At 41.6% G+C, this 21,689-nt stretch carries 18 protein-coding genes and 1 other annotated feature; of the genes, 12 read left to right on the top strand and 6 right to left on the bottom strand.

The genetic code is table 11. The annotated features are described in order from the left end of the window. The first annotated feature begins 11 nt into the window (after positions 1–11). The 7 genes from ftsZ (at position 12) to ileS (ending at position 7,461) form a co-directional block, all read left to right on the top strand. Entirely contained in the window at positions 12–1,268 is a 1,257-nt protein-coding gene (gene ftsZ, locus RN80_RS08635) for a cell division protein FtsZ (protein ID WP_060628644.1), read from the top strand. 4 nt (positions 1,269–1,272) lie between these two features. Further along, positions 1,273–1,944 carry a YggS family pyridoxal phosphate-dependent enzyme gene (locus tag RN80_RS08630; protein WP_004261850.1) on the top strand — a complete coding sequence of 224 codons (672 nt, stop codon included), beginning with the start codon at positions 1,273–1,275 and terminating at the stop codon, positions 1,942–1,944. A 9-nt stretch (positions 1,945–1,953) separates the two neighbouring features. Next, positions 1,954–2,487 (top strand): cell division protein SepF, encoded by a 534-nt coding sequence (locus tag RN80_RS08625; RefSeq protein WP_000053356.1) that lies wholly within the window; start codon positions 1,954–1,956, stop codon positions 2,485–2,487. After that, on the top strand, positions 2,487–2,750 hold the full coding sequence (locus RN80_RS08620; RefSeq protein WP_060628643.1) for a YggT family protein: 264 nt from the start codon (positions 2,487–2,489) through the stop codon (positions 2,748–2,750). Before RN80_RS08625 ends, RN80_RS08620 begins: the two co-directional genes overlap by 1 nt. After that, a complete protein-coding gene (locus RN80_RS08615; protein ID WP_060628642.1) occupies positions 2,747–3,532 on the top strand; it encodes a YlmH family RNA-binding protein in 786 nt (261 codons plus the stop codon). Before RN80_RS08620 ends, RN80_RS08615 begins: the two co-directional genes overlap by 4 nt. Before the next feature lie 8 nt (positions 3,533–3,540). Continuing rightward, positions 3,541–4,416 (top strand): DivIVA domain-containing protein, encoded by an 876-nt coding sequence (locus tag RN80_RS08610; protein WP_060628641.1) that lies wholly within the window; start codon positions 3,541–3,543, stop codon positions 4,414–4,416. After that, positions 4,411–4,623: a binding site (T-box leader), on the top strand. Its footprint overlaps the gene before it by 6 nt. A 45-nt stretch (positions 4,624–4,668) precedes the next feature. Beyond that, positions 4,669–7,461, top strand: coding sequence for an isoleucine--tRNA ligase (gene ileS, locus RN80_RS08600; RefSeq protein WP_060628640.1), 2,793 nt, complete (start codon positions 4,669–4,671; stop codon positions 7,459–7,461). A gap of 231 nt (positions 7,462–7,692) precedes the next feature. On the opposite strand, the gene RN80_RS08595 is transcribed toward ileS, so the two are convergent. Further along, a complete protein-coding gene (locus tag RN80_RS08595; protein WP_060628639.1) occupies positions 7,693–8,484 on the bottom strand; it encodes a nucleotidyltransferase domain-containing protein in 792 nt (263 codons plus the stop codon). A gap of 228 nt (positions 8,485–8,712) precedes the next feature. Here RN80_RS08595 and RN80_RS08590 point away from each other — a divergent pair, with 228 nt between their 5' ends. The 4 genes from RN80_RS08590 to RN80_RS08575 all read left to right on the top strand — a co-directional run bounded on the left by RN80_RS08590 (position 8,713) and on the right by RN80_RS08575 (position 15,563). Next, positions 8,713–9,405, top strand: coding sequence for a phosphoglycerate mutase (locus RN80_RS08590; RefSeq protein WP_000240129.1), 693 nt, complete (start codon positions 8,713–8,715; stop codon positions 9,403–9,405). Positions 9,406–9,457: 52 nt separating this feature from the next. After that, positions 9,458–11,869, top strand: a complete 2,412-nt coding sequence (locus RN80_RS08585) for a glycoside hydrolase family 95 protein (protein WP_060628638.1) — start codon at positions 9,458–9,460, stop codon at positions 11,867–11,869. Positions 11,870–12,151: 282 nt separating this feature from the next. Next, a complete protein-coding gene (locus RN80_RS08580) occupies positions 12,152–12,853 on the top strand; it encodes an ABC transporter ATP-binding protein (protein ID WP_060628637.1) in 702 nt (233 codons plus the stop codon). A gap of 1 nt (position 12,854) precedes the next feature. Next, complete coding sequence (locus RN80_RS08575; RefSeq protein ID WP_060628636.1) at positions 12,855–15,563, top strand: ABC transporter permease; 2,709 nt, start codon at positions 12,855–12,857, stop codon at positions 15,561–15,563. A 95-nt stretch (positions 15,564–15,658) separates the two neighbouring features. Here RN80_RS08575 and tpx read toward each other — a convergent pair whose 3' ends face one another. The 4 genes from tpx to RN80_RS08555 form a co-directional block, all read right to left on the bottom strand. Continuing rightward, a complete protein-coding gene (tpx, locus tag RN80_RS08570) occupies positions 15,659–16,150 on the bottom strand; it encodes a thiol peroxidase (RefSeq protein ID WP_000256026.1) in 492 nt (163 codons plus the stop codon). A 123-nt stretch (positions 16,151–16,273) separates the two neighbouring features. Beyond that, complete coding sequence (psaA, locus tag RN80_RS08565; protein WP_060628635.1) at positions 16,274–17,203, bottom strand: metal ABC transporter substrate-binding lipoprotein/adhesin PsaA; 930 nt, start codon at positions 17,201–17,203, stop codon at positions 16,274–16,276. A gap of 31 nt (positions 17,204–17,234) precedes the next feature. Then, the gene (locus tag RN80_RS08560) at positions 17,235–18,083 is read right to left on the bottom strand and encodes a metal ABC transporter permease (RefSeq protein ID WP_000559776.1); all 849 of its coding nucleotides are present in this window, start codon (positions 18,081–18,083) and stop codon (positions 17,235–17,237) included. Further along, positions 18,080–18,802 carry a metal ABC transporter ATP-binding protein gene (locus RN80_RS08555; RefSeq protein WP_060628634.1) on the bottom strand — a complete coding sequence of 241 codons (723 nt, stop codon included), beginning with the start codon at positions 18,800–18,802 and terminating at the stop codon, positions 18,080–18,082. The genes RN80_RS08560 and RN80_RS08555 overlap by 4 nt, the downstream gene beginning before the upstream one ends. Positions 18,803–18,979: 177 nt before the next feature. Between RN80_RS08555 and pepO the strand changes: the two genes are divergently transcribed. Then, entirely contained in the window at positions 18,980–20,872 is a 1,893-nt protein-coding gene (gene pepO, locus RN80_RS08550; protein ID WP_060628633.1) for an endopeptidase PepO, read from the top strand. 122 nt (positions 20,873–20,994) lie between these two features. On the opposite strand, the gene RN80_RS08545 is transcribed toward pepO, so the two are convergent. Next, entirely contained in the window at positions 20,995–21,624 is a 630-nt protein-coding gene (locus tag RN80_RS08545) for an MBL fold metallo-hydrolase (protein WP_049500962.1), read from the bottom strand. Positions 21,625–21,689 lie beyond the last annotated feature (65 nt).

Genomic DNA, 21,689 nt, shown 5'->3' with positions numbered 1-21,689 from the left:
AAAAATAAACTATGACATTTTCATTTGATACAGCGGCTGCTCAAGGTGCAGTGATTAAAGTAATCGGTGTTGGTGGAGGTGGTGGTAACGCCATTAACCGCATGGTTGACGAAGGTGTTGCAGGCGTAGAATTTATCGCAGCAAACACAGATGTACAAGCTTTGAGTAGTACTAAAGCAGAGACAGTAATTCAATTGGGTCCTAAATTGACTCGTGGTTTGGGTGCTGGAGGTCAACCTGAAGTTGGTCGTAAAGCTGCTGAAGAAAGCGAAGAAACATTGACAGCTGCTATCAGTGGAGCGGATATGGTCTTCATTACTGCTGGTATGGGAGGTGGATCAGGTACTGGTGCGGCTCCTGTTATTGCTCGTATTGCTAAAGATTTGGGTGCTCTTACAGTTGGTGTTGTGACACGTCCTTTCGGTTTTGAGGGAAGCAAACGTGGTCAATTTGCTGTTGAAGGAATCAACCAACTTCGTGAACATGTGGATACCCTATTGATTATTTCAAACAACAACTTGCTTGAAATTGTTGATAAGAAAACTCCACTTCTTGAAGCTCTTAGCGAAGCAGATAACGTACTTCGCCAAGGTGTTCAAGGGATTACGGATTTGATTACAAACCCTGGTTTGATTAACCTTGACTTTGCCGATGTGAAAACAGTTATGGCAAATAAAGGGAACGCCTTGATGGGTATCGGTATCGGTAGTGGAGAAGAACGTGTGGTAGAAGCAGCTCGTAAGGCAATCTACTCACCACTTCTTGAAACAACTATTGACGGTGCTGAAGATGTTATCGTTAACGTTACTGGTGGTCTTGATTTGACCTTGATTGAAGCTGAAGAAGCATCAGAAATCGTCAATCAAGCAGCTGGTCAAGGAGTGAACATCTGGTTGGGAACATCTATTGATGAAAGCATGCGTGATGAAATTCGCGTAACAGTTGTTGCAACTGGTGTTCGTCAAGATCGTGTTGAAAAAGTTGTTGGACATGCACCAAAACAAGCAGTTCGTCATGAGCAAGCAAGTCCTAGTCATGCACACAATCATAATCGTCAGTTTGATATGGCTGAAACTGCAGAAATTCCAAGTCCAGCACCTCGCCGTACAGAAACTTCTCAATCTTCAGCATTTGGTGATTGGGACTTGCGTCGTGAGACAATTGTTCGACCAACTGATTCAGTTGTATCACCAGTTGAACGTTTCGAAGCACCATCTTTACACGATGAGGATGAATTAGACACTCCTCCATTTTTCAAAAATCGTTAAGTAAATGAATTTGAAAGAAAATACAGAACGTGTTTTTCAACAAATAAAAGATGCAAGTCAGCAGTCAGGAAGAGAAGCCAATTCTGTTTCGGTTGTTGCTGTTACAAAATATGTAGACGTACCGACAGCGGAGGCTTTGCTTCCGCTAGGTGTGCATCATATTGGTGAAAATCGTGTGGATAAATTTCTTGAGAAATATGAAGCTTTAAAAGATAGAAATATTACCTGGCATTTGATTGGAACCTTGCAAAGACGCAAGGTCAAAGATGTCATTCAGTATGTTGATTATTTCCACGCTTTGGATTCATTAAAACTAGCAGAGGAAATTCAAAAAAGAAGTGACCGAGTTGTTAAGTGTTTCTTACAAGTAAATATCTCAAGGGAAGAGAGCAAACATGGTTTTTCAAGGGAAGAACTATTGGAGCTCTTGCCAGAATTGGCCACCTTAGATAAAATCGAATACGTCGGCTTGATGACCATGGCTCCTTTTGAAGCTAGTAGTGATGAGTTGAAAGAGATTTTTAAAGCTACGCAGGATTTGCAACTAGAAATTAGAGAAAAACAAATTCCCAATATGCCAATGACGGACTTGAGTATGGGTATGAGTCGTGACTACAAGGAAGCGATTGAATTTGGCTCAACATTTGTCAGAATTGGTACAGCATTTTTTAAATAGGAAAGAAATATGTCTTTAAAAGATAGATTTGATAAATTTATAGATTATTTTACAGAAGATGGAGAAGATGTTGGTACTGCATATCAGCCTAAAGCTGAAGAGCCGATTGTGACTCCAGTCCCTTCTGTTCAAGAGTTGCCTCAACAAGCTGGTAGCACGCCATCTAAAGATAAAAACATCACTCGTCTTCATGCCCGTCAACAAGAGTTGGCTATGCAAAGTCAACGTTCTACTGATAAGGTGACAATTGATGTTCGTTATCCACGTAAATACGAAGATGCCACAGATATTGTTGATTTATTAGCTGGTAACGAAAGTATTTTGATTGATTTCCAATATATGACAGAAGTTCAAGCTCGTCGTTGTTTGGACTATCTGGATGGGGCGCGCCACGTTTTAGCTGGTAACATGAAAAAGGTAGCATCTACTATGTACCTGCTGACACCAGTTGATGTTGTCGTCAATATTGAAGACATCAAAATTCCAGATGAATCACAAAATGGTGAATTTGGCTTTGATATGAAACGTACGAGAGTGAGATAATGCTCTTTCTCATTCGTTTTATTCAAAATGCAGTGGATATCTATTCACTGATTTTAATCGTGTTTGCTCTGATGTCTTGGTTCCCTAATGCTTATGAATCACGTCTTGGACGCTTGATCATTAGTTTAGTGAAACCGATAATAGCTCCCTTGCAACGTTTACCCCTCCAGATTGCAGGTCTTGATTTGTCTGTCTGGATTGCGGTATTACTAGTTCACTTCCTAGGGGAGCAGTTGATTCGACTTTTAGTAATCTTTCTATGAACAAGATGATTTATCAACACTTTTCTAAGAATGATTCGTCTTTTATTGATAAGGGAGTAGAATGGATAAAAAAGGTAGAAGATTCTTATTCTCCTTTTTTAACACCCTTTGTAAATCCCCATCAAGAAAAGATTTTAAAGGTGCTAGCATCAACCAACGGCATCTCCTACATGAGCAGTCGGCAGTTTCTTGAAACTGAATATGTACGGGTACTCCTGTATCCTGATTATTTTGAGCCGGAATTCTCTGATTTTGAACTATCCTTGCAAGAAATAGTCTATGCTAATAAGTTTGAATGCTTAACGCATGCAAAAATATTAGGGACTGTTTTAAATCAGCTGGGAATCGATAGGAAGCTATTTGGTGATATCTTAGTCAATGAAGAGAGGGCACAGATTATCATTAATCGACAGTTTATGCTCCTTTTTCAAGACGGCATTACGAAAATTGCTCGTTTACCGGTTCGTCTAGAAGAACGGGATTTTACTGAGAAAATTGCTACAGTAGAAGATTATCAAGAATTAGATATTTGTATTTCTAGTTCTAGATTAGATGTTTTTCTGGCAGGTGTCTTCAAGCTGTCTAGAAATCAGGCAAGTCAGTTAATTGAAAAACAGGCAGTCCAAGTGAATTACCATTTAGTTGAAAAATCAGATTATGCAGTTCAAGTTGGTGATTTGATTAGTGTTAGGAAATTTGGTCGATTGAAACTCGTTAGAGATAATGGGCAAACAAAAAAAGATAAAAAGAAATTAACGGTCCAATTGTTATTAAGTAAGTGAGGAAAAATATGCCAATTACATCGTTAGAAATCAAAGATAAAACCTTTAGCACACGCTTTAGAGGGTTCGATCAAGAAGAAGTAGATGAATTTTTAGATATTGTAGTCCGTGATTATGAAGATTTGGTTCGCTCTAATCATGATAAGGATTTACATATTAAGAGTTTGGAAGAGCGTTTGTCTTACTTTGATGAGATGAAAGATTCATTGAGTCAATCTGTATTGATTGCACAGGATACAGCTGAGCGAGTAAAACATGCTGCAACTGAACGTGCAAATAATATTATCCACCAAGCAGAGCAAGATGCACAACGCTTGCTGGAAGAAGCTAAGTACAAGGCAAATGAAATTCTTCGTCAAGCAACTGACAATGCTAAGAAGGTTGCTGTTGAAACAGAAGAATTGAAGAACAAGAGTCGTGTCTTCCATCAACGTCTTAAATCTACAATTGAGAGCCAGTTAGCAATTGTTGAATCTTCAGATTGGGAAGATATTCTTCGCCCAACAGCGACTTATCTTCAGACAAGTGATGAAGCTTTCAAAGAAGTGGTCAGTGAAGTCTTAGGTGACTCTGTCTTGCAACAACATCAAGAGGAAGAACCAATTGATATTACTCGCCAGTTTTCTCCCGAGGAAATGGCAGAGTTGCAAGCGCGTATCGAAGCGGCTAATAAGGAACTTGCAGAAGCCGAAGCAAGAGCTGAGCAGGAACAAGTGGTTTCACCAGCTCCGGTTGTTGAAGAAAGTCCAGCTCATCCAGTTGGTCCAATGTATGAAGAGCCAGAAGTAGCTCCAAGCCATTATTCAGGACCAACACCAGCTACTGAAGCTGTAAACTCAGAACCAGGTTTTGCGGCACCGCAAGAATCTGTTACAATTTTATAAGAAATGATTTGAGAACAATATCTTATCCTTATATTTCCAGCGAGCAGGAGATGGTGTGAGTCCTGTAATCCCTAATGATAAGATTATCCTCTCAAAAACTCAAGTCTGAAGCTAGTAAGATTTGACGTTCCCCACGTTACGGGAAAAGAGGGAGAAAGATTAGATCTTTTTCCGAACAAAGGTGGTACCACGATTTTCGTCCTTTTTGGCAGTCGTGGTTTTTAATTTGTTATTATTTATAAAGGAGATACCATGAAACTCAAAGATACCCTTAACCTTGGGAAAACAGCTTTCCCAATGCGTGCAGGACTTCCTACCAAAGAGCCAGTTTGGCAAAAGGAATGGGAAGATGCAAAACTTTATCAACGTCGTCAAGAATTGAACCAAGGAAAACCTCATTTCACCTTGCATGATGGCCCTCCATACGCGAACGGAAATATTCACGTTGGACACGCTATGAACAAAATTTCAAAAGATATCATTGTTCGTTCAAAATCAATGTCAGGTTTTTACGCACCATTTATCCCGGGTTGGGATACTCATGGTCTGCCAATCGAGCAAGTTTTGGCAAAACAAGGTGTCAAACGTAAAGAAATGGACTTGGTTGAGTACTTGAAACTTTGCCGTGAATACGCTCTTTCTCAAGTAGATAAACAACGTGAAGACTTTAAACGTTTGGGTGTTTCTGGTGACTGGGAAAATCCATATGTGACTTTGACTCCTGACTATGAAGCAGCCCAAATCCGTGTCTTTGGTGAGATGGCTAATAAAGGTTATATCTACCGTGGTGCCAAGCCAGTTTACTGGTCTTGGTCATCTGAGTCGGCTCTTGCTGAAGCGGAGATTGAATACCATGACTTGGTTTCAACTTCTCTTTACTATGCCAATAAGGTAAAATATGGCAAAGGTGTTCTAGATACAGATACTTATATCGTAGTCTGGACAACAACTCCATTCACCATCACAGCTTCTCGTGGTTTGACTGTTGGTGCAGATATTGATTACGTTTTGGTTCAACCTGCTGGTGAAACTCGTAAGTTTGTGGTTGCTGCAGAATTATTGACTAGCTTGTCTGAGAAATTTGGCTGGGTTGATGTTCAAGTTTTGGCAACTTACCGTGGTCAAGAATTGAATCATATCGTAACAGAACACCCATGGGATACAGCTGTAGATGAATTGGTTATCCTTGGTGACCACGTTACGACTGATTCTGGTACAGGTATCGTCCATACAGCCCCTGGTTTTGGTGAGGATGACTACAATGTCGGTATTGCTAATGGTCTTGAAGTCGCAGTGACTGTTGACGAACGTGGTATCATGATGAAGAATGCTGGTCCTGAGTTTGAAGGTCAATTCTATGAAAAGGTAGTTCCAACTGTTATTGACAAACTTGGTAACCTCCTTCTTGCCCAAGAAGAAATTTCTCACTCATACCCATTTGACTGGCGTACTAAGAAACCAATCATCTGGCGTGCAGTACCACAGTGGTTTGCCTCAGTTTCTAAATTCCGCCAAGAAATCTTGGACGAAATTGAAAAAGTGAAATTCCACTCAGAATGGGGTAAAGTCCGTCTTTACAACATGATCCGGGACCGTGGCGACTGGGTTATCTCTCGTCAACGTGCTTGGGGTGTTCCGCTTCCTATCTTCTACGCTGAAGATGGTACAGCGATCATGACTGCTGAAACGATTGAACACGTAGCTCAACTTTTTGAAGAACATGGTTCAAGCATTTGGTGGGAACGTGATGCCAAAGATCTCTTGCCAGAAGGATTTACTCATCCAGGTTCACCAAATGGTGAGTTCAAAAAAGAAACAGATATCATGGACGTTTGGTTTGACTCAGGTTCATCATGGAATGGAGTTGTTGTAAATCGTCCTGAGTTGACTTATCCAGCAGACCTTTACCTAGAAGGTTCTGACCAATACCGTGGTTGGTTCAACTCATCACTCATCACATCTGTTGCCAACCATGGTGTAGCACCTTACAAACAAATTCTGTCACAAGGTTTTGCCCTTGATGGTAAAGGTGAGAAGATGTCTAAATCTCTTGGAAATACCATTGCTCCAAGTGATGTTGAAAAACAATTTGGTGCTGAAATCTTGCGTCTTTGGGTAACAAGTGTGGATTCAAGCAACGACGTGCGTATCTCTATGGATATCTTGAGCCAAGTCTCTGAAACTTACCGTAAGATCCGTAACACTCTTCGTTTCTTGATTGCCAATACCTCTGATTTTAACCCAGCTCAAGATTCAGTAGCTTACGATGAGCTTCGTTCAGTTGATAAGTACATGACGATTCGCTTTAACCAGCTTGTCAAGACCATTCGTGATGCTTATGCAAACTTTGAATTCTTGACAATCTATAAGGCCTTGGTGAACTTTATCAACGTTGATTTGTCAGCCTTCTACCTTGATTTTGCTAAAGATGTTGTTTACATCGAAGGTGCTAAATCATTGGAACGCCGTCAAATGCAGACTGTCTTCTATGACATTCTTGTGAAAATCACGAAACTCTTGACACCAATCCTTCCTCACACTGCGGAAGAAATTTGGTCATACCTTGAGTTTGAAACAGAAGACTTTGTTCAATTGTCAGAACTGCCAGAAGCAGAAACTTTTGCTAATCAAGAAGAAATCTTGGATACATGGGCTGCCTTCATGGACTTCCGTGGTCAAGCTCAAAAAGCCTTGGAAGAAGCTCGTAATGCCAAAGTTATCGGTAAATCACTTGAAGCACACTTGACAGTTTATCCAAACGAAGTTGTGAAAACTCTACTCGAAGCAGTAAACAGCAATGTAGCTCAACTTTTGATTGTGTCTGAATTGACCATCGCAGAAGGGCCAGCTCCAGAAGCTGCCGTAAGCTTCGAAGATGTATCCTTCACAGTTGAACGCGCTGCAGGCCAAGTATGTGACCGTTGCCGTCGTATCGACCCAACAACAGCAGAACGTAGCTACCACGCAGTCATCTGTGACCACTGTGCAAGTATCGTAGAAGAAAACTTTGCGGACGCAGTCGCAGAAGGATTTGAAGCGAAATAAGGTTGAGAAGTCTAGGGAAAACTCCATTTGAGAAGAAAAGACAACTAATTTTATAGTCTATTAAACGCATTGTATCACGTTTTTGAACACCTGATACGATGCGTTTTTATCATGTTTGTACCTTTTTGTCCTGCTCTTGTTTCAATCAACTCTACACCGTTATATATTATAGAAATTCAAAAAGCTCATGATTCATCTGAAAAGCAGATTTCATGAGCTTTTATCGTAATTCTAAATAGATTCATTAATCAAGTTTTTGAGATTTAATAGGAGATGCTCTAAAGTTAGGACTGTTTTCTCATGATGATCTTGCTGGTAGAGATTTTGAAAATAGTCTTGGATATCGTCTTCAAAATGTTGAGGTAGATGAGAGCAATTGTTTTTTGCGTACTGGAGCATGCGTTTTTCTCCTGGATGGAGCTGCTCATTGAAGGCAAAGAGCAAATCGAAGTAAGAAGCGAAAAACTCGCTACTTCTGTGATTAATGCTGAGTAAGTCTTTGCGTTTGAGGGCTTTTTTGATTTGTCTTGAAAAAGCTGGCATAGCTTGGTCTAGAAGCAGGAATTGCTTGTTGATGATATTCTTTTTCAGCTCAGCTGGATAAGGAAGATTGTACTTTTTCTGGAGGGCAGCATAGTGACCATCTCGATCGTAGAGAATCTTGCTGTTGAGTAGATTGTACCACATACAAGTAGTGTAAGAATTCTGGGCTTGGTGCTCTAAAACTACGACCTGTAAATTTTTGTCAAATTCGTCTAGAGAGCGGTAAATCAGTTCAATCTCTATGCCATTATTGAGAACACAATCATCCTCCAATTCCCAAAATTGATTGCCGATTTCCATATAGGAGCAGTATTTACTGAGAATTTCTTTTCGGATGTCTGGCGAGAGGGGAGCACTGAGGTAGACATATACATCATAGTCAGAGTCTTTGTCAAAATCTTGTCCAGCCCGTGATCCTCCTAGAGCTAGTGCCTCTACTTGTTCCAGTTGAGCCAATTCTTTAAAGAGCTGTTGTGGCATAATGGTAACCTTCTTTATTTTTTGACATCATTCTAACAAAAAGTAGGGAGACTAGCAAGAGTGAAATGGAAATTTCTTCTCACATAATTGCTGATCTTGTTCAAAGCAACCCAACTGCCAAACAGTCGGTTCCTTTTTGGTTTTGACTAGCTTTTTTGTGAAAAATTGTGTAAAATAGAATAGATAAACGAGGGGAAACCTCGGAAAATTTAAAGGAGAATCCATCTAATGGTAAAATTGGTTTTTGCTCGCCACGGTGAGTCTGAATGGAACAAAGCTAACCTTTTCACTGGTTGGGCTGATGTTGATTTGTCTGAAAAAGGTACACAACAAGCGATTGACGCTGGTAAATTGATCAAAGAAGCTGGTATCGAATTTGACCAAGCTTACACTTCAGTATTGAAACGTGCGATCAAAACAACTAACTTGGCTCTTGAAGCTTCTGACCAATTGTGGGTTCCAGTTGAAAAATCATGGCGTTTGAATGAACGTCACTACGGTGGTTTGACTGGTAAAAACAAAGCTGAAGCTGCTGAACAATTTGGTGATGAGCAAGTTCACATCTGGCGTCGTTCATACGATGTATTGCCTCCAAACATGGACCGTGATGATGAGCACTCAGCTCACACTGACCGTCGTTACGCTTCACTTGACGATTCAGTCATTCCAGATGCTGAAAACTTGAAAGTGACTTTGGAACGTGCCCTTCCATTCTGGGAAGATAAAATCGCTCCAGCTCTTAAAGATGGTAAAAACGTATTCGTAGGAGCTCACGGTAACTCAATCCGTGCCCTTGTAAAACACATCAAAGGTTTGTCAGATGACGAAATCATGGACGTGGAAATCCCTAACTTCCCACCATTGGTATTCGAATTCGACGAAAAATTGAACGTCGTTTCTGAATACTACCTTGGAAAATAAAAAATTGTAAGTCTAGAATTGATTTCTAGGCTTTTTATGTTAGTATGGTAGTATGATAAGGAATAAAAAACAAGATTATGTATTGGCTTACAAGCAACCAGCGTCAACAACATATAAGGGTTGGGAAGAAGAGGCTTTACCAATAGGCAATGGTTCTTTAGGGGCAAAAGTATTTGGCCTTATAGGGGCTGAGCGGATTCAATTCAATGAAAAAAGTCTCTGGTCTGGTGGTCCACTTCCTGATAGTTCAGATTATCAGGGTGGAAATCTTCAAGATCAGCATAACTTTTTAGCTGAGATTCGGCAGGCTCTGGAGAAGAGAGACTACAATACTGCTAAAGAACTGGCTGAACATCACCTAGTCGGGCCAAAAACGAGTCAATATGGGACCTATCTGTCCTTTGGGGATATTCATATTGAGTTTAGCAAGCAAGGCAAGACTTTGTCTCAAGTGACGAATTACCAGAGACAGCTGAATATCAGTAAGGCGCTTGCGACGACTTCTTATGCCTATAAGGGAACGCGATTTGAACGTGAAGCCTTTGCGAGTTTTCCAGATGATCTCTTGATTCAGCGCTTTACTAAGGAAGGGGCGAAAACTCTAGATTTTACTATAGAACTGTCGCTAAGTCGTGATTTGGCTTCTGATGGAAAGTATGATCAGGAAAAATCTGATTACAAGGAATGCAAGTTGGATATTGCTGATTCTCATATCTTGATGAAGGGGAGGGTTAAGGACAATGCCCTCCAATTTGCTAGTTGTCTAGCTTGGGAAACAGATGGGGATATTAGAGTTTGGTCAGATAAGGTTCAGATATCAGGAGCCAGTTATACCAATCTTTTCTTGGCTGCTAAGACTGATTTTGCCCAAAATCCTGCTAGTAATTATCGCAAGAAAATAGATTTAGAGCAACAGGTAAAGGACTTAGTGGAGATAGCTAAAGAAAAGGGCTATGCCCAATTGAAATCAAGGCATATTCAGGACTACCAAGCCTTATTCCAGCGTGTTCAATTGGATTTGGGGTATGATGTTGACACATCCACTACAGATGATTTGCTAAAAAATTATAAGCCACAAGAGGGGCAGGCTTTGGAGGAACTGTTCTTCCAGTATGGGAGGTATTTATTGATTAGTTCTTCCAGAGATTGCCCAGATGCTCTACCAGCTAACCTACAGGGAGTCTGGAATGCGGTCGACAATCCTCCTTGGAATTCGGACTATCACCTGAATATCAACTTGCAGATGAATTATTGGCCAGCCTATGTGACTAACCTCTTAGAAACGGCCTTTCCGGTCATCAACTATATCGATGATTTGCGTGTCTATGGTCGCATAGCGGCTGCAAGGTATGCAGGAATCGTTTCTCAGAAAGGGGAAGAGAATGGTTGGTTGGTCCATACTCAAGCGACTCCTTTTGGCTGGACGGCACCTGGTTGGGATTACTATTGGGGCTGGTCGCCAGCTGCCAATGCGTGGATGATGCAAACGGTCTATGAAGCCTATACATTTTATAGGGACCAAGACTATCTCAGGGAGAAAATTTATCCCATGTTGAGGGAAACGGTTCGTTTTTGGAATACCTTTTTACATGAGGATAAGGAGGCCCAGCGTTGGGTATCTTCTCCATCTTATTCGCCAGAACATGGGCCGATTTCGATTGGCAATACCTATGACCAATCTCTGATTTGGCAATTATTCCATGATTTTATTCAGGCTGCTCAAAAATTGAGGCTGGATGAAGACTTGTTGACGGAAGTCAAAGAAAAGTATGATTTATTAAATCCTCTTCAAATTACTCAATCTGGTCGAATCAGGGAGTGGTATGAGGAGGAAGAGCAGTATTTTCAAAATGAGAAAGTGGAAGCTCAACATCGGCATGCTTCCCATCTGGTGGGACTTTATCCTGGAACTCTCTTTAGTCATAAGGGGCAAGAGTATCTTGATGCGGCGCGTGCTAGCCTCAATGATCGTGGAGATGGGGGAACAGGCTGGTCCAAGGCTAATAAGATCAATCTCTGGGCGCGTTTGGGAGATGGCAATCGAACCCATAAATTATTAGCAGAGCAGTTAAAGACATCCACCTTGCCCAATCTTTGGTGTAGCCACCCTCCTTTTCAGATAGATGGTAATTTTGGTGCTAGCAGTGGCATGGCAGAAATGTTACTCCAGTCTCATACAGCTTATCTGGTGCCCCTAGCTGCCCTACCTGATGCATGGTCATCAGGTTCCGTTTCAGGCTTAATGGCACGTGGACATTTTGAAGTTAGTATGCGCTGGGAGGATAAAAAACTCTTACAGATGACCATTTTATCAAGAAGTGGAGGAGATTTGCGAGTTTCTTATCCAGGTATTGAAAAAAGTGTGATTGAAGTCAATCAAGAAAAAGCAGAAGTGAAATGCATGGGGAAAGATTGTATTTCAGTGGAGACTGCAGAAGGCGATATGGTTCAATTCTATTTTTAAGAAGAGGATAGAAGGCAGTGGTTTGAGACTGACTTTTTTGAAGGATTTGAGAATGTAATACTCTTCGAAAATCAAATTCAAACCACGTCAGCTTCGCCTTGCCGTATATATGTGACTGACTTTGTCAGTCTTATCTACAACCTCAAAGCGGTGCTTTGAGCAACCTGTGGCTAGCTTCCTAGTTTGCTCTTTGATTTTCATTGAGTATGAGCAGTTTCCAACTAGTTGAAAAAGCGTTATAATGGTAGTAGGAAGTAATTTGTTTGAGAGAGGGTGTGTCTTATGGCTTATATTGAGATGAAACACTGTTACAAGCGTTATCAGGTTGGGGACACGGAGATTGTAGCCAATCGCGATGTGAATTTTGAGATTGAAAAGGGTGAATTGGTTATTATTCTAGGTGCATCTGGTGCAGGCAAGTCAACGGTTCTTAACCTTCTTGGTGGAATGGATACCAATGATGAAGGAGAGATTTGGATTGATGGTGTCAATATTGCAGACTATAGTTCCCACCAGAGGACCAATTATCGTAGAAATGATGTCGGTTTTGTTTTTCAGTTTTATAATCTAGTTTCCAATCTAACCGCTAAGGAAAATGTGGAGTTGGCTTCAGAAATCGTGTCAGATGCCTTGAATCCTGAACAGGTCTTGACAGATGTAGGTCTGGCTCATCGTCTCAATAACTTTCCAGCCCAGCTTTCTGGAGGGGAGCAACAGCGAGTCTCCATTGCACGCGCGGTAGCCAAAAATCCTAAAATCCTCCTTTGTGATGAACCGACTGGAGCCTTGGATTATCAGACGGGCAAGCAGGTTTTGAAAATTCTCCAAGATATGTCTCGTCAAAAAGGAGCGACGGTGATTATCGTGACTCACAATGGAGCTTTGGCGCCCATTGCTGATCGCGTGATTCATATGCACGATGCCAGTGTCAAGGATGTGGTGATGAACCAGCATCCTCAGGATATCGACAGTTTGGAGTACTAGCATGATCAAGCGAAAAACCTATTGGAAGGACTTAATTCAGTCCTTCACAGGCTCCAAGGGGCGTTTTTTATCCATCTTGACCTTGATGATGTTGGGGTCTCTAGCCCTAGTAGGCCTCAAAGTGACTAGCCCCAACATGGAGGCGACAGCTAATGCTTATTTAACAACTGCTCAAACCTTGGATTTGGCAGTTATGTCTAATTATGGTTTGGATCAAGCAGATCAAGAAGAATTAGAACAGATAGAGGGAGCAGATTTTGAGTTTGGCTATTTGACAGATGTGACTATGGAAAATGGGCAGGATGCCATTCGGCTGTATTCTAAACCAGAGCGAATTTCAACCTTTCAGCTAAGAGAGGGACGACTTCCTCAGTCAGACCAGGAAATTGCTTTGGCCAGTCATTTACAAGGCCAATATCGTGTAGGACAGGAGATTAGCTTTAAAGAAAAAGAAGAGGGACATTCCTCTTTAAAAGACCATACTTATACCATTACTGGTTTTGTGGATTCAGCTGAAATCCTCTCCCAGCGAGATATGGGCTACGCAGGAAGTGGAAGTGGGACTCTGACAGCCTATGGGGTGATTTTACCTAGTCAGTTTGATCAAAAAGTCTACAATATAGCTCGTTTGAAATATCAAGATTTAGCAGACTTAAATGCTTTTTCAGAAGCTTATGAAGAAAAATCCAAGCAACATCAGGAAGACCTGGAACAAGCTTTGTCAGATAATGGCAAGGCACGTCTGCAACTCTTGAAAAAAGAAGGCCAAGAGTCTTTAGACAAAGGTCAAGAGACCCTTGACAAGGCTGAGACTAATCTGCAGGAAGGTAAGCGTCGTTTAGCAGCTGCTCAAGCTCGTTTACAGGCTCAAGAAAGTCAACTAGCCTTGCTTCCTCAAGCACAGAGAGAGCAGGCTAGTGCTCAACTTACCCAAGCTAAGCAGGAATTGAGCAAGGAAGAGGACAAACTAAAGCAGGCTGAACAAAATTTAGCCCAAGAAAAGGAAAAATTAGAAAAACATCAGCAAGTCTTGGATGATTTAGCTGAGCCCAAGTATCAAGTCTATAATCGGCAAACCATGTCTGGCGGTCAAGGCTACCTCATGTACAGTAATGCTTCAGCCAGTATTCGGGCAGTGGGCAATATCTTTCCTGTAGTGCTTTATGCCGTAGCAGCTATGGTGACCTTTACAACCATGACTCGCTTTGTGGATGAAGAGAGAACACATGCAGGGATTTTTAAGGCCTTGGGCTATCGTAGCAAGGATATTATTGCCAAGTTTCTCCTTTACGGTCTAGTAGCTGGGACTGTAGGAACAGCTCTAGGTAGCATACTTGGACATTATTTGCTAGCCAGTGTGATTTCAAGTGTCATTACAAAAGGCATGGTGGTGGGAGAAACCCAGATTCAGTTCTATTGGACCTATAGCTTATTGGCTCTTGTCTTGAGTTGGTTGGCGAGTGTGTTACCAGCCTATCTGGTAGCTCGGAGGGAACTTCACGACGAAGCAGCCCAACTTTTACTGCCTAAACCACCTGTTAAGGGAGCTAAAATCTTACTGGAGCGCATCGGTTTTATCTGGCGTCGTCTCAGTTTTACCCATAAGGTAACAGCTCGCAATATCTTTCGTTATAAGCAACGGATGTTGATGACAATCTTTGGTGTGGCAGGTTCAGTCGCTTTGCTTTTTGCCGGTTTGGGAATCCAATCCTCTGTAGCAGGAGTTCCGTCTAGACAGTTTCAACAAATCCAACAGTATCAGATGATTGTCTCTGAAAATCCTAGTGCGACCAATCAGGACAAGGAAAATCTAGAAGAAGTGTTGAAAGGGCAGGACATCAAAGCCTACCAGAAAATCTATTCTAAAACGCTAGACAAGGATTTCAAAGGTAAGGCTGGTCTTCAGACAATTACCCTTATGATGACAGAGAAGGAAGATTTGACACCCTTTATTCATCTGCAAAATCATCAGCAGGAGCTGACATTAAAAGATGGAGTTGTCATCACAACTAAACTTGCTCAGTTGGCAGGTGTCAAGGTTGGGCAGACTCTAGAAATTGAAGGTAAGGAACTAACGGTCGCTGCTATTACTGAGAACTACGTTGGTCACTTTATTTATATGAGTCAGGCTAGCTATGAGCAAATTTACGGACAGCTACCCCAAGCCAACACTTATTTAGTCTCGTTAAGAGATACCAGTGCTACTAGTATCGAAAGACAGGCCGGCTTACTTATGAATCAATCTGCGGTGTCCAGTGTTGTCCAAAATGCTTCAGCCATTCGACTCTTTGACTCCGTCGCAAGTTCACTCAATCAGACCATGACCATCTTGGTCATCGTATCGGTTCTGTTGGCTATTGTTATCCTTTACAATCTGACCAATATCAACGTGGCTGAGAGAATCCGTGAACTCTCCACTATCAAGGTTCTCGGTTTTCATAATAATGAAGTCACTCTCTACATTTACCGTGAGACGATTGTGCTGTCCCTTGTGGGAATCGTACTTGGTTTGGTATCTGGTTTCTATTTACATCAATTTTTGATTCAAATGATTTCGCCTGCGACCATTCTCTTTTATCCGCTGGTAGGCTGGGAAGTCTATGTAATCCCAGTGGTAGCAGTAAGCGCCATTTTGACCGTACTTGGTTTCTTTGTCAATCATCATCTGAGAAAGGTTGATATGCTTGAAGCTTTGAAATCTGTAGAGTAAGGTAGTTGTTTTTATCTGATTGAATTTATATTTACTCGTAAACAAAAATCCTCCGTTTCAAAGAGTAGGGAACTCTTTGTGACAGAGGATTTTTTCTATAGGGCTTTAGCAGCTGCAATTGCGGCTTCGAAGTTTGGTTCAGAATTGATATTGTCCACGTATTCAACGTAGCGAATCGTATTGTCAGTATCGAGGACAAAGACTGCGCGTGCCAATAGATGCCACTCATTGATTAAGAGGGCATAATCACGTCCAAAGGAATGGTCGAAATAGTCTGAGAGCATGATGGCATTTTCAATACCTTCAGCACCACACCAACGTTTTTGGGCAAATGGTAGGTCCATAGAAACAGTCAATACGACCGTGTTGTCCAGTCCAGCCAGTTCTTCATTAAAGCGACGCGTTTGAGTTGAGCAGATACCTGTATCGATAGAAGGCACGACACTCAAGACTTTTTTCTTGCCATCAAAATCAGCCAGAGATTTTTTAGAAAGGTCTGTTGTAGTGAGTGAAAAATCAAGTGCCTTGTCGCCGACTTGTAGTTGTTTACCTGTAAAGCTCACAGGATTTCCGAGAAAAGTTACCATAAGATACTCCAATCTTTTTTCTTCCATTTTAGCTGAAACGGTTAGAATTTTCCAATGATTTGACCGGAAATGTGGGCATAGAAAAAAACGCCAGCTCATGAGAGAATGACGTTTTTCAGAGGCTTATTTTGCCAATCCTTCAGCAATCTTGTCAAGGTTGTATTTCATCATGTTGTAGTAGCTATCGCCTTCTTTACCTTGTTCTGCGATAGAGTCAGTAAAGATTTGTGCGTAGATTGGGATGTTTGTGTCTTGTGAAACAGTCTTCATTGGACGGTCATCCACACTTGATTCTACAAAGAGTGAAGGAACTTTTGTTTGGCGAAGTTTTTCAACCAAGGTTTTGATTTGTTCAGGAGTTCCTTCTTCTTCAGTGTTGATTTCCCAGATATAGGCACTTGGGACACCGTAGGCTTTAGAGAAGTATTTGAAGCATCCTTCGCTGGTTACGATCAATTTCTTCTCAGCAGGGATGTTGTTAAATTTCTCCTTAGCTTCCTTGTCAAGTTTGTCTAGCTTATCAGTATATTCTTTGAGATTTTTTTCGTAGAATTCCTTGTTGCTAGGGTCTTTAGCGCTCAATTGTTTTGCGATATTTTTAGCAAAGATCATACCATTTTCAAGGTTAAGCCAAGCGTGTGGGTCTTCTTTGCCTTTTTCGTTTTGACCTTCAAGGTAGATAACATCAACGCCTTCGCTGACTGCAAAGTAGTCTTTGTTTTCAGTTTTCTTAGCATTTTCTACCAATTTTGTAAACCAAGCATTGCCACCTGTTTCAAGGTTGATCCCGTTATAGAAAATCAAATCAGCTTGAGAAGTTTTCTTAACGTCTTCAGGAAGTGGTTCGTATTCGTGTGGGTCTTGACCAACAGGAACGATACTGTGAAGATCAATCTTGTCACCAGCAATATTTTTAGTAATATCAGCGATGATTGAGTTTGTAGCAACAACTTTTAGTTTTTGACCAGAAGCTGCATCTTTTTTTCCACTAGCACATGCTACAAGAGCAATGACGGAAAGAAAGAGAACGAGTAATGTACCTAATTTTTTCATTAGATCCTCCAATTTATTGGGGTTTTGCCCCTTATTTTAACAAATGTTTATTTTTCAGTTTCAAATATCGTTGTTTTGGAGCGATAAAGAAGCTAATGAGAAAGAAACTAGCGGCTGTAAGCACGATACTAGAACCTGCCGCAACGTTAAAGCTATAGCCGATAAAGAGCCCCAAAACTGAAGCTGTCGCTCCAAATGTTGAGGAAAGGAAAATCATGCTTTTCAGGCTATTAGCATACAGATAAGCAGTTGCCGCTGGGGTAATCAGCATGGCTACAATCAGGATAGTTCCGACACTTTGCATGGCTGTCACAGACACGAGAGTTAGGAGTACCATGAGAAGGTAGTGATAGAAATTGACAGGCATTCCCATGGCTTTAGCCAAGAGTTCATCAAAGGATGTTATCAAGAGTTGCTTGAAGAAAATCCAGATTAACAAGAGAATGGCTGCCCCCACACCCATAGTAATAAACATATCCGTATCTTGGACGGCCAGGATATTACCAAAAAGAATATGGAAAAGGTCAGTTGAACTTTTAGCGACACTAATCAAGATGATACCGAGGGCTAAGAAAGAAGAAAAGGTAATGCCGATGGCGGTATCGCTTTTGATAATCGAGTTTCCCTTGATGTAGGTAATGATGATAGCAGCTAGTAGTCCGAAGACAATGGCTCCGATAAAGAAGTCAAGGCCCAAGATAAAGGAGAGGGCTACACCTGGCAAGACAGCATGTGAAATGGCATCTCCCATGAGTGACATCCCGCGTAGGATGATGAAACATCCCACAGCTCCAGCTACGACCCCAATGACAATAGCTGTTATCAAGGCATTTTGTAAGAAATGGAATTTTTGCAATCCATCGATAAATTCTGCGATCATAGGTCACCTCCACTGAAAAAGAGTCGATTACCGTAAGCTTCTTTGAGATTGGCTTCGGTAAAGGTTTCTTTGGTTGGACCAAAGGCAATCACTTCTCGATTGACAAGCAAGACTTGATCGAAGTAGTGGGGAACCTTGCTGAGGTCGTGGTGGACGATGAGAACCGTCTTCCCAGCTTTTTTTAGATCTCTCAGCGTATTCATGATGATTTCCTCACTAACGGAGTCAATCCCAACAAAGGGTTCATCCAAGAGGATATAGTCGGCTTCCTGCACCAGACATCTGGCAATCAAGACCCGCTGGAATTGACCTCCAGACAGTTGACTGATTTGACGTTCAGCGTAGTCAGCTAGACCGACAATTTCAAGGGCCTCTTGCACTTTCTTCCAATGTTTAGCATTTAAACTTCGAAAGAGAGGGATAGAGGGAAAGAGTCCTAGTGAGACACATTCCTTGACCTTGATGGGAAAGTTGTAGTCGATATTTATTTTTTGTTCGACATAAGCGATTCGATGTAAGGATTTTTTAACTTCCTTGTCATCGAGAAATGCCTGACCTTGATGTGGGATAATTCCCAGCATACCTTTTAATAATGTTGATTTCCCAGCACCGTTTGGACCAATGATACCGGTAATTGTTGGTCCATGGAGCGCTAGTGAAATATCCTTAAGTGCCAACGTCTCTTTGTAGGAGACACTGAGGTTTTCGATACGTATCATACAGTTGTATTCCTCCTGTCTCTTAATATACATTAAAAAAAAAATTAAGTCAAGTTAATTTTTGAAAAAATTAAAATAATAACTGAAAAACAATAGAAAGTATCAGTTCATTTTTAATTGCATTCCCAGGTAATTTTTGTTAAGCTAAAAGCAAGTACAAATGAAAGCGAGAACAAGATGACACGTTATCAAGACGATTTTTATGATGCAATTAATGGGGAATGGCAGAAGACAGCTGAAATCCCAGCCGATAAGTCTCAAACTGGAGGTTTTGTTGATTTAGACCAGGAAATTGAAGACCTGATGCTGGCGACAACAGACAAGTGGTTGGCAGGAGAAGAGGTGCCTGAGGATGCTATCTTGGCAAACTTTGTCAAATACCACTGCCTAGTTCGTGATTTTGACAAGAGAGAAGCTGACGGTATCACACCTGTTTTGCCTCTTCTTAAAGAATTCCAAGAATTGGAGACTTTTACGGATTTCACTGCCAAACTAGCAGAGTTTGAACTTGCTGGCAAACCTAATTTTCTTCCTTTTGGTGTATCGCCAGACTTTATGGATGCCAGAATCAACGTTTTATGGGCTAGCGCTCCAAGCACGATTCTGCCAGACACGACCTACTATGCAGAAGACCATCCTCAGCGCGAAGAGCTCTTGACTCTTTGGAAAGAAAGTAGCGCAAATCTTCTCAAGGCTTATGATTTCTCTGATGAAGAAATTGAAGACTTGTTAGAGAAAAGACTAGAATTGGACCGTCGAGTTGCGTCAGTAGTGCTTTCTAATGAAGAAAGTTCAGAATATGCTAAACTCTACCATCCATATGCTTATGAAGATTTCAAAAAATTTGCGCCTACCCTACCTTTGGATGACTTCTTCCAAGCCGTTCTTGGACAAGTGCCAGACAAGGTTATTGTAGACGAGGAACGTTTCTGGCAAGCAGCAGACCAATTCTATAGTGAAGAAGCTTGGCCTCTCCTCAAGGCAACCTTGATTTTGAGTGTGGTTAATCTCTCAACAAGCTATTTAACAGAAGAAATCCGTGTCTTATCAGGTGCCTATAGCCGTGCGCTTTCAGGAGTTCCAGAAGCCAAAGACAAAGTCAAGGCAGCCTACCAGCTAGCACAAGGTCCTTTCAAACAAGCCTTGGGGCTATGGTATGCCCATGAAAAATTCTCTCCAGAGGCCAAGGCAGACGTGGAGAAAAAAGTGGCAACTATGATTGATGTCTATAAGGAACGCTTGGCTAAAAATGACTGGCTGACTCCTGAAACTCGTGACAAGGCCATCGTCAAACTCAATGTTATCAAGCCTTACATCGGTTACCCAGAAGAATTGCCAGAACGCTATAAGGACAAGGTAGTGGATGAAAATGCTAGTCTTTTTGACAATGCTCTAGCCTTTGCGCATGTGGAAATCAAGCACAGTTGGAGCAAGTGGAACCAACCTGTAGACTACAAGGAATGGGGCATGCCTGCTCATATGGTCAATGCCTACTACAATCCGCAGAAGAACCTGATTGTCTTCCCAGCAGCTATTTTACAGGCTCCTTTCTATGACTTGCATCAGTCATCTTCTGCTAACTACGGTGGTATTGGGGCAGTTATTGCCCATGAAATTTCCCACGCCTTTGATACCAATGGAGCTTCCTTTGATGAAAATGGTAGCCTCAAAGATTGGTGGACAGAGAGCGACTATGCTGCCTTCAAGGAGAAAACACAAAAAGTTATTGACCAGTTTGATGGACAAGATTCTTATGGTGCAACCATCAACGGTAAATTGACTGTGTCAGAAAACGTGGCTGACTTGGGAGGAATCGCTGCAGCGCTTGAAGCAGCTAAGAGAGAACTAGACTTCTCAGCAGAAGAATTCTTCTACAACTTCGGTCGTATCTGGCGCATGAAAGGTCGTCCAGAATTTATGAAACTTTTGGCTAGCGTTGATGTGCACGCACCAGCCAAACTTCGTGTCAATGTACAAGTACCAAACTTCGATGATTTCTTTACAACCTATGATGTCAAAGAAGGAGACGGTATGTGGCGTTCACCAGAAGAGCGCGTGATTATTTGGTAAGGCAAAAAATCTAGTCATCAGAAAAAAGGCATCCAATCAGGTGTGAAAACCTTGATTGGATGCCTTTTGTAATAGAAAGATTTGCTGGATAGTTTACTTAAATTTCGATTGTCATCATCTTATTAGAAAAAAGGATTGAAGGTTTTTTCGTGAGCAATAGTAGTAGCTGGTCCATGCCCTGGATAGACATCGTAGTTAGGGAGGGTGAAGAGTTGAGTCTGGATACTATGGAGGAGTTGTTCCATACTACCAGTTGGAAGGTCGGTCCGTCCGATTGTTTCACGGAAAAGAGCATCACCTGTCAAGACTAGGTGAGCATCAGGAAAGACGATAGAAACACCACCGATAGAATGTCCTGGTGTTGGTAAGACAGTGAAACGAAATTCCTCTAGTTGGTATTCTTCGTGAAAGATAAAAGTGTGTTCAGCAGGTTTTGCGACCACATCTGCCATATCATCGTGGCGAGGTAGCCCAGAGAGATTATCGACAGGAGTATAAAGCCAGCTGGCCTCACTTTCTGCAATATAGACAGGAGGATTGCCAAAAGTCTCGCGAACTAGGTCCAGACTCATGATATGGTCATAATGGGCGTGGGTCAAGAGAATAGCGCAGATAGGTTTGTTGATGTTCTCTATTGTCTGACGAATAGCTTCCCAATGGCTACCAGGATCGACGACGATGAGGTGTTTTTCACCCTCTAGGTAATAGGTATTTTCATAGGCAACAGGATTCACGGTTTTATGGATTTTCATATTAGCTCCAATCTCAAAGAATGTACTAAGATAAGTATAGCACAGTTAGGGAGAATAAGCTGGAA

It is taken from the genome of Streptococcus mitis (assembly GCF_001281025.1).
Lineage (GTDB): Bacteria > Bacillota > Bacilli > Lactobacillales > Streptococcaceae > Streptococcus > Streptococcus mitis_AK.
This window is presented reverse-complemented; position numbering and strand designations above follow the sequence as displayed.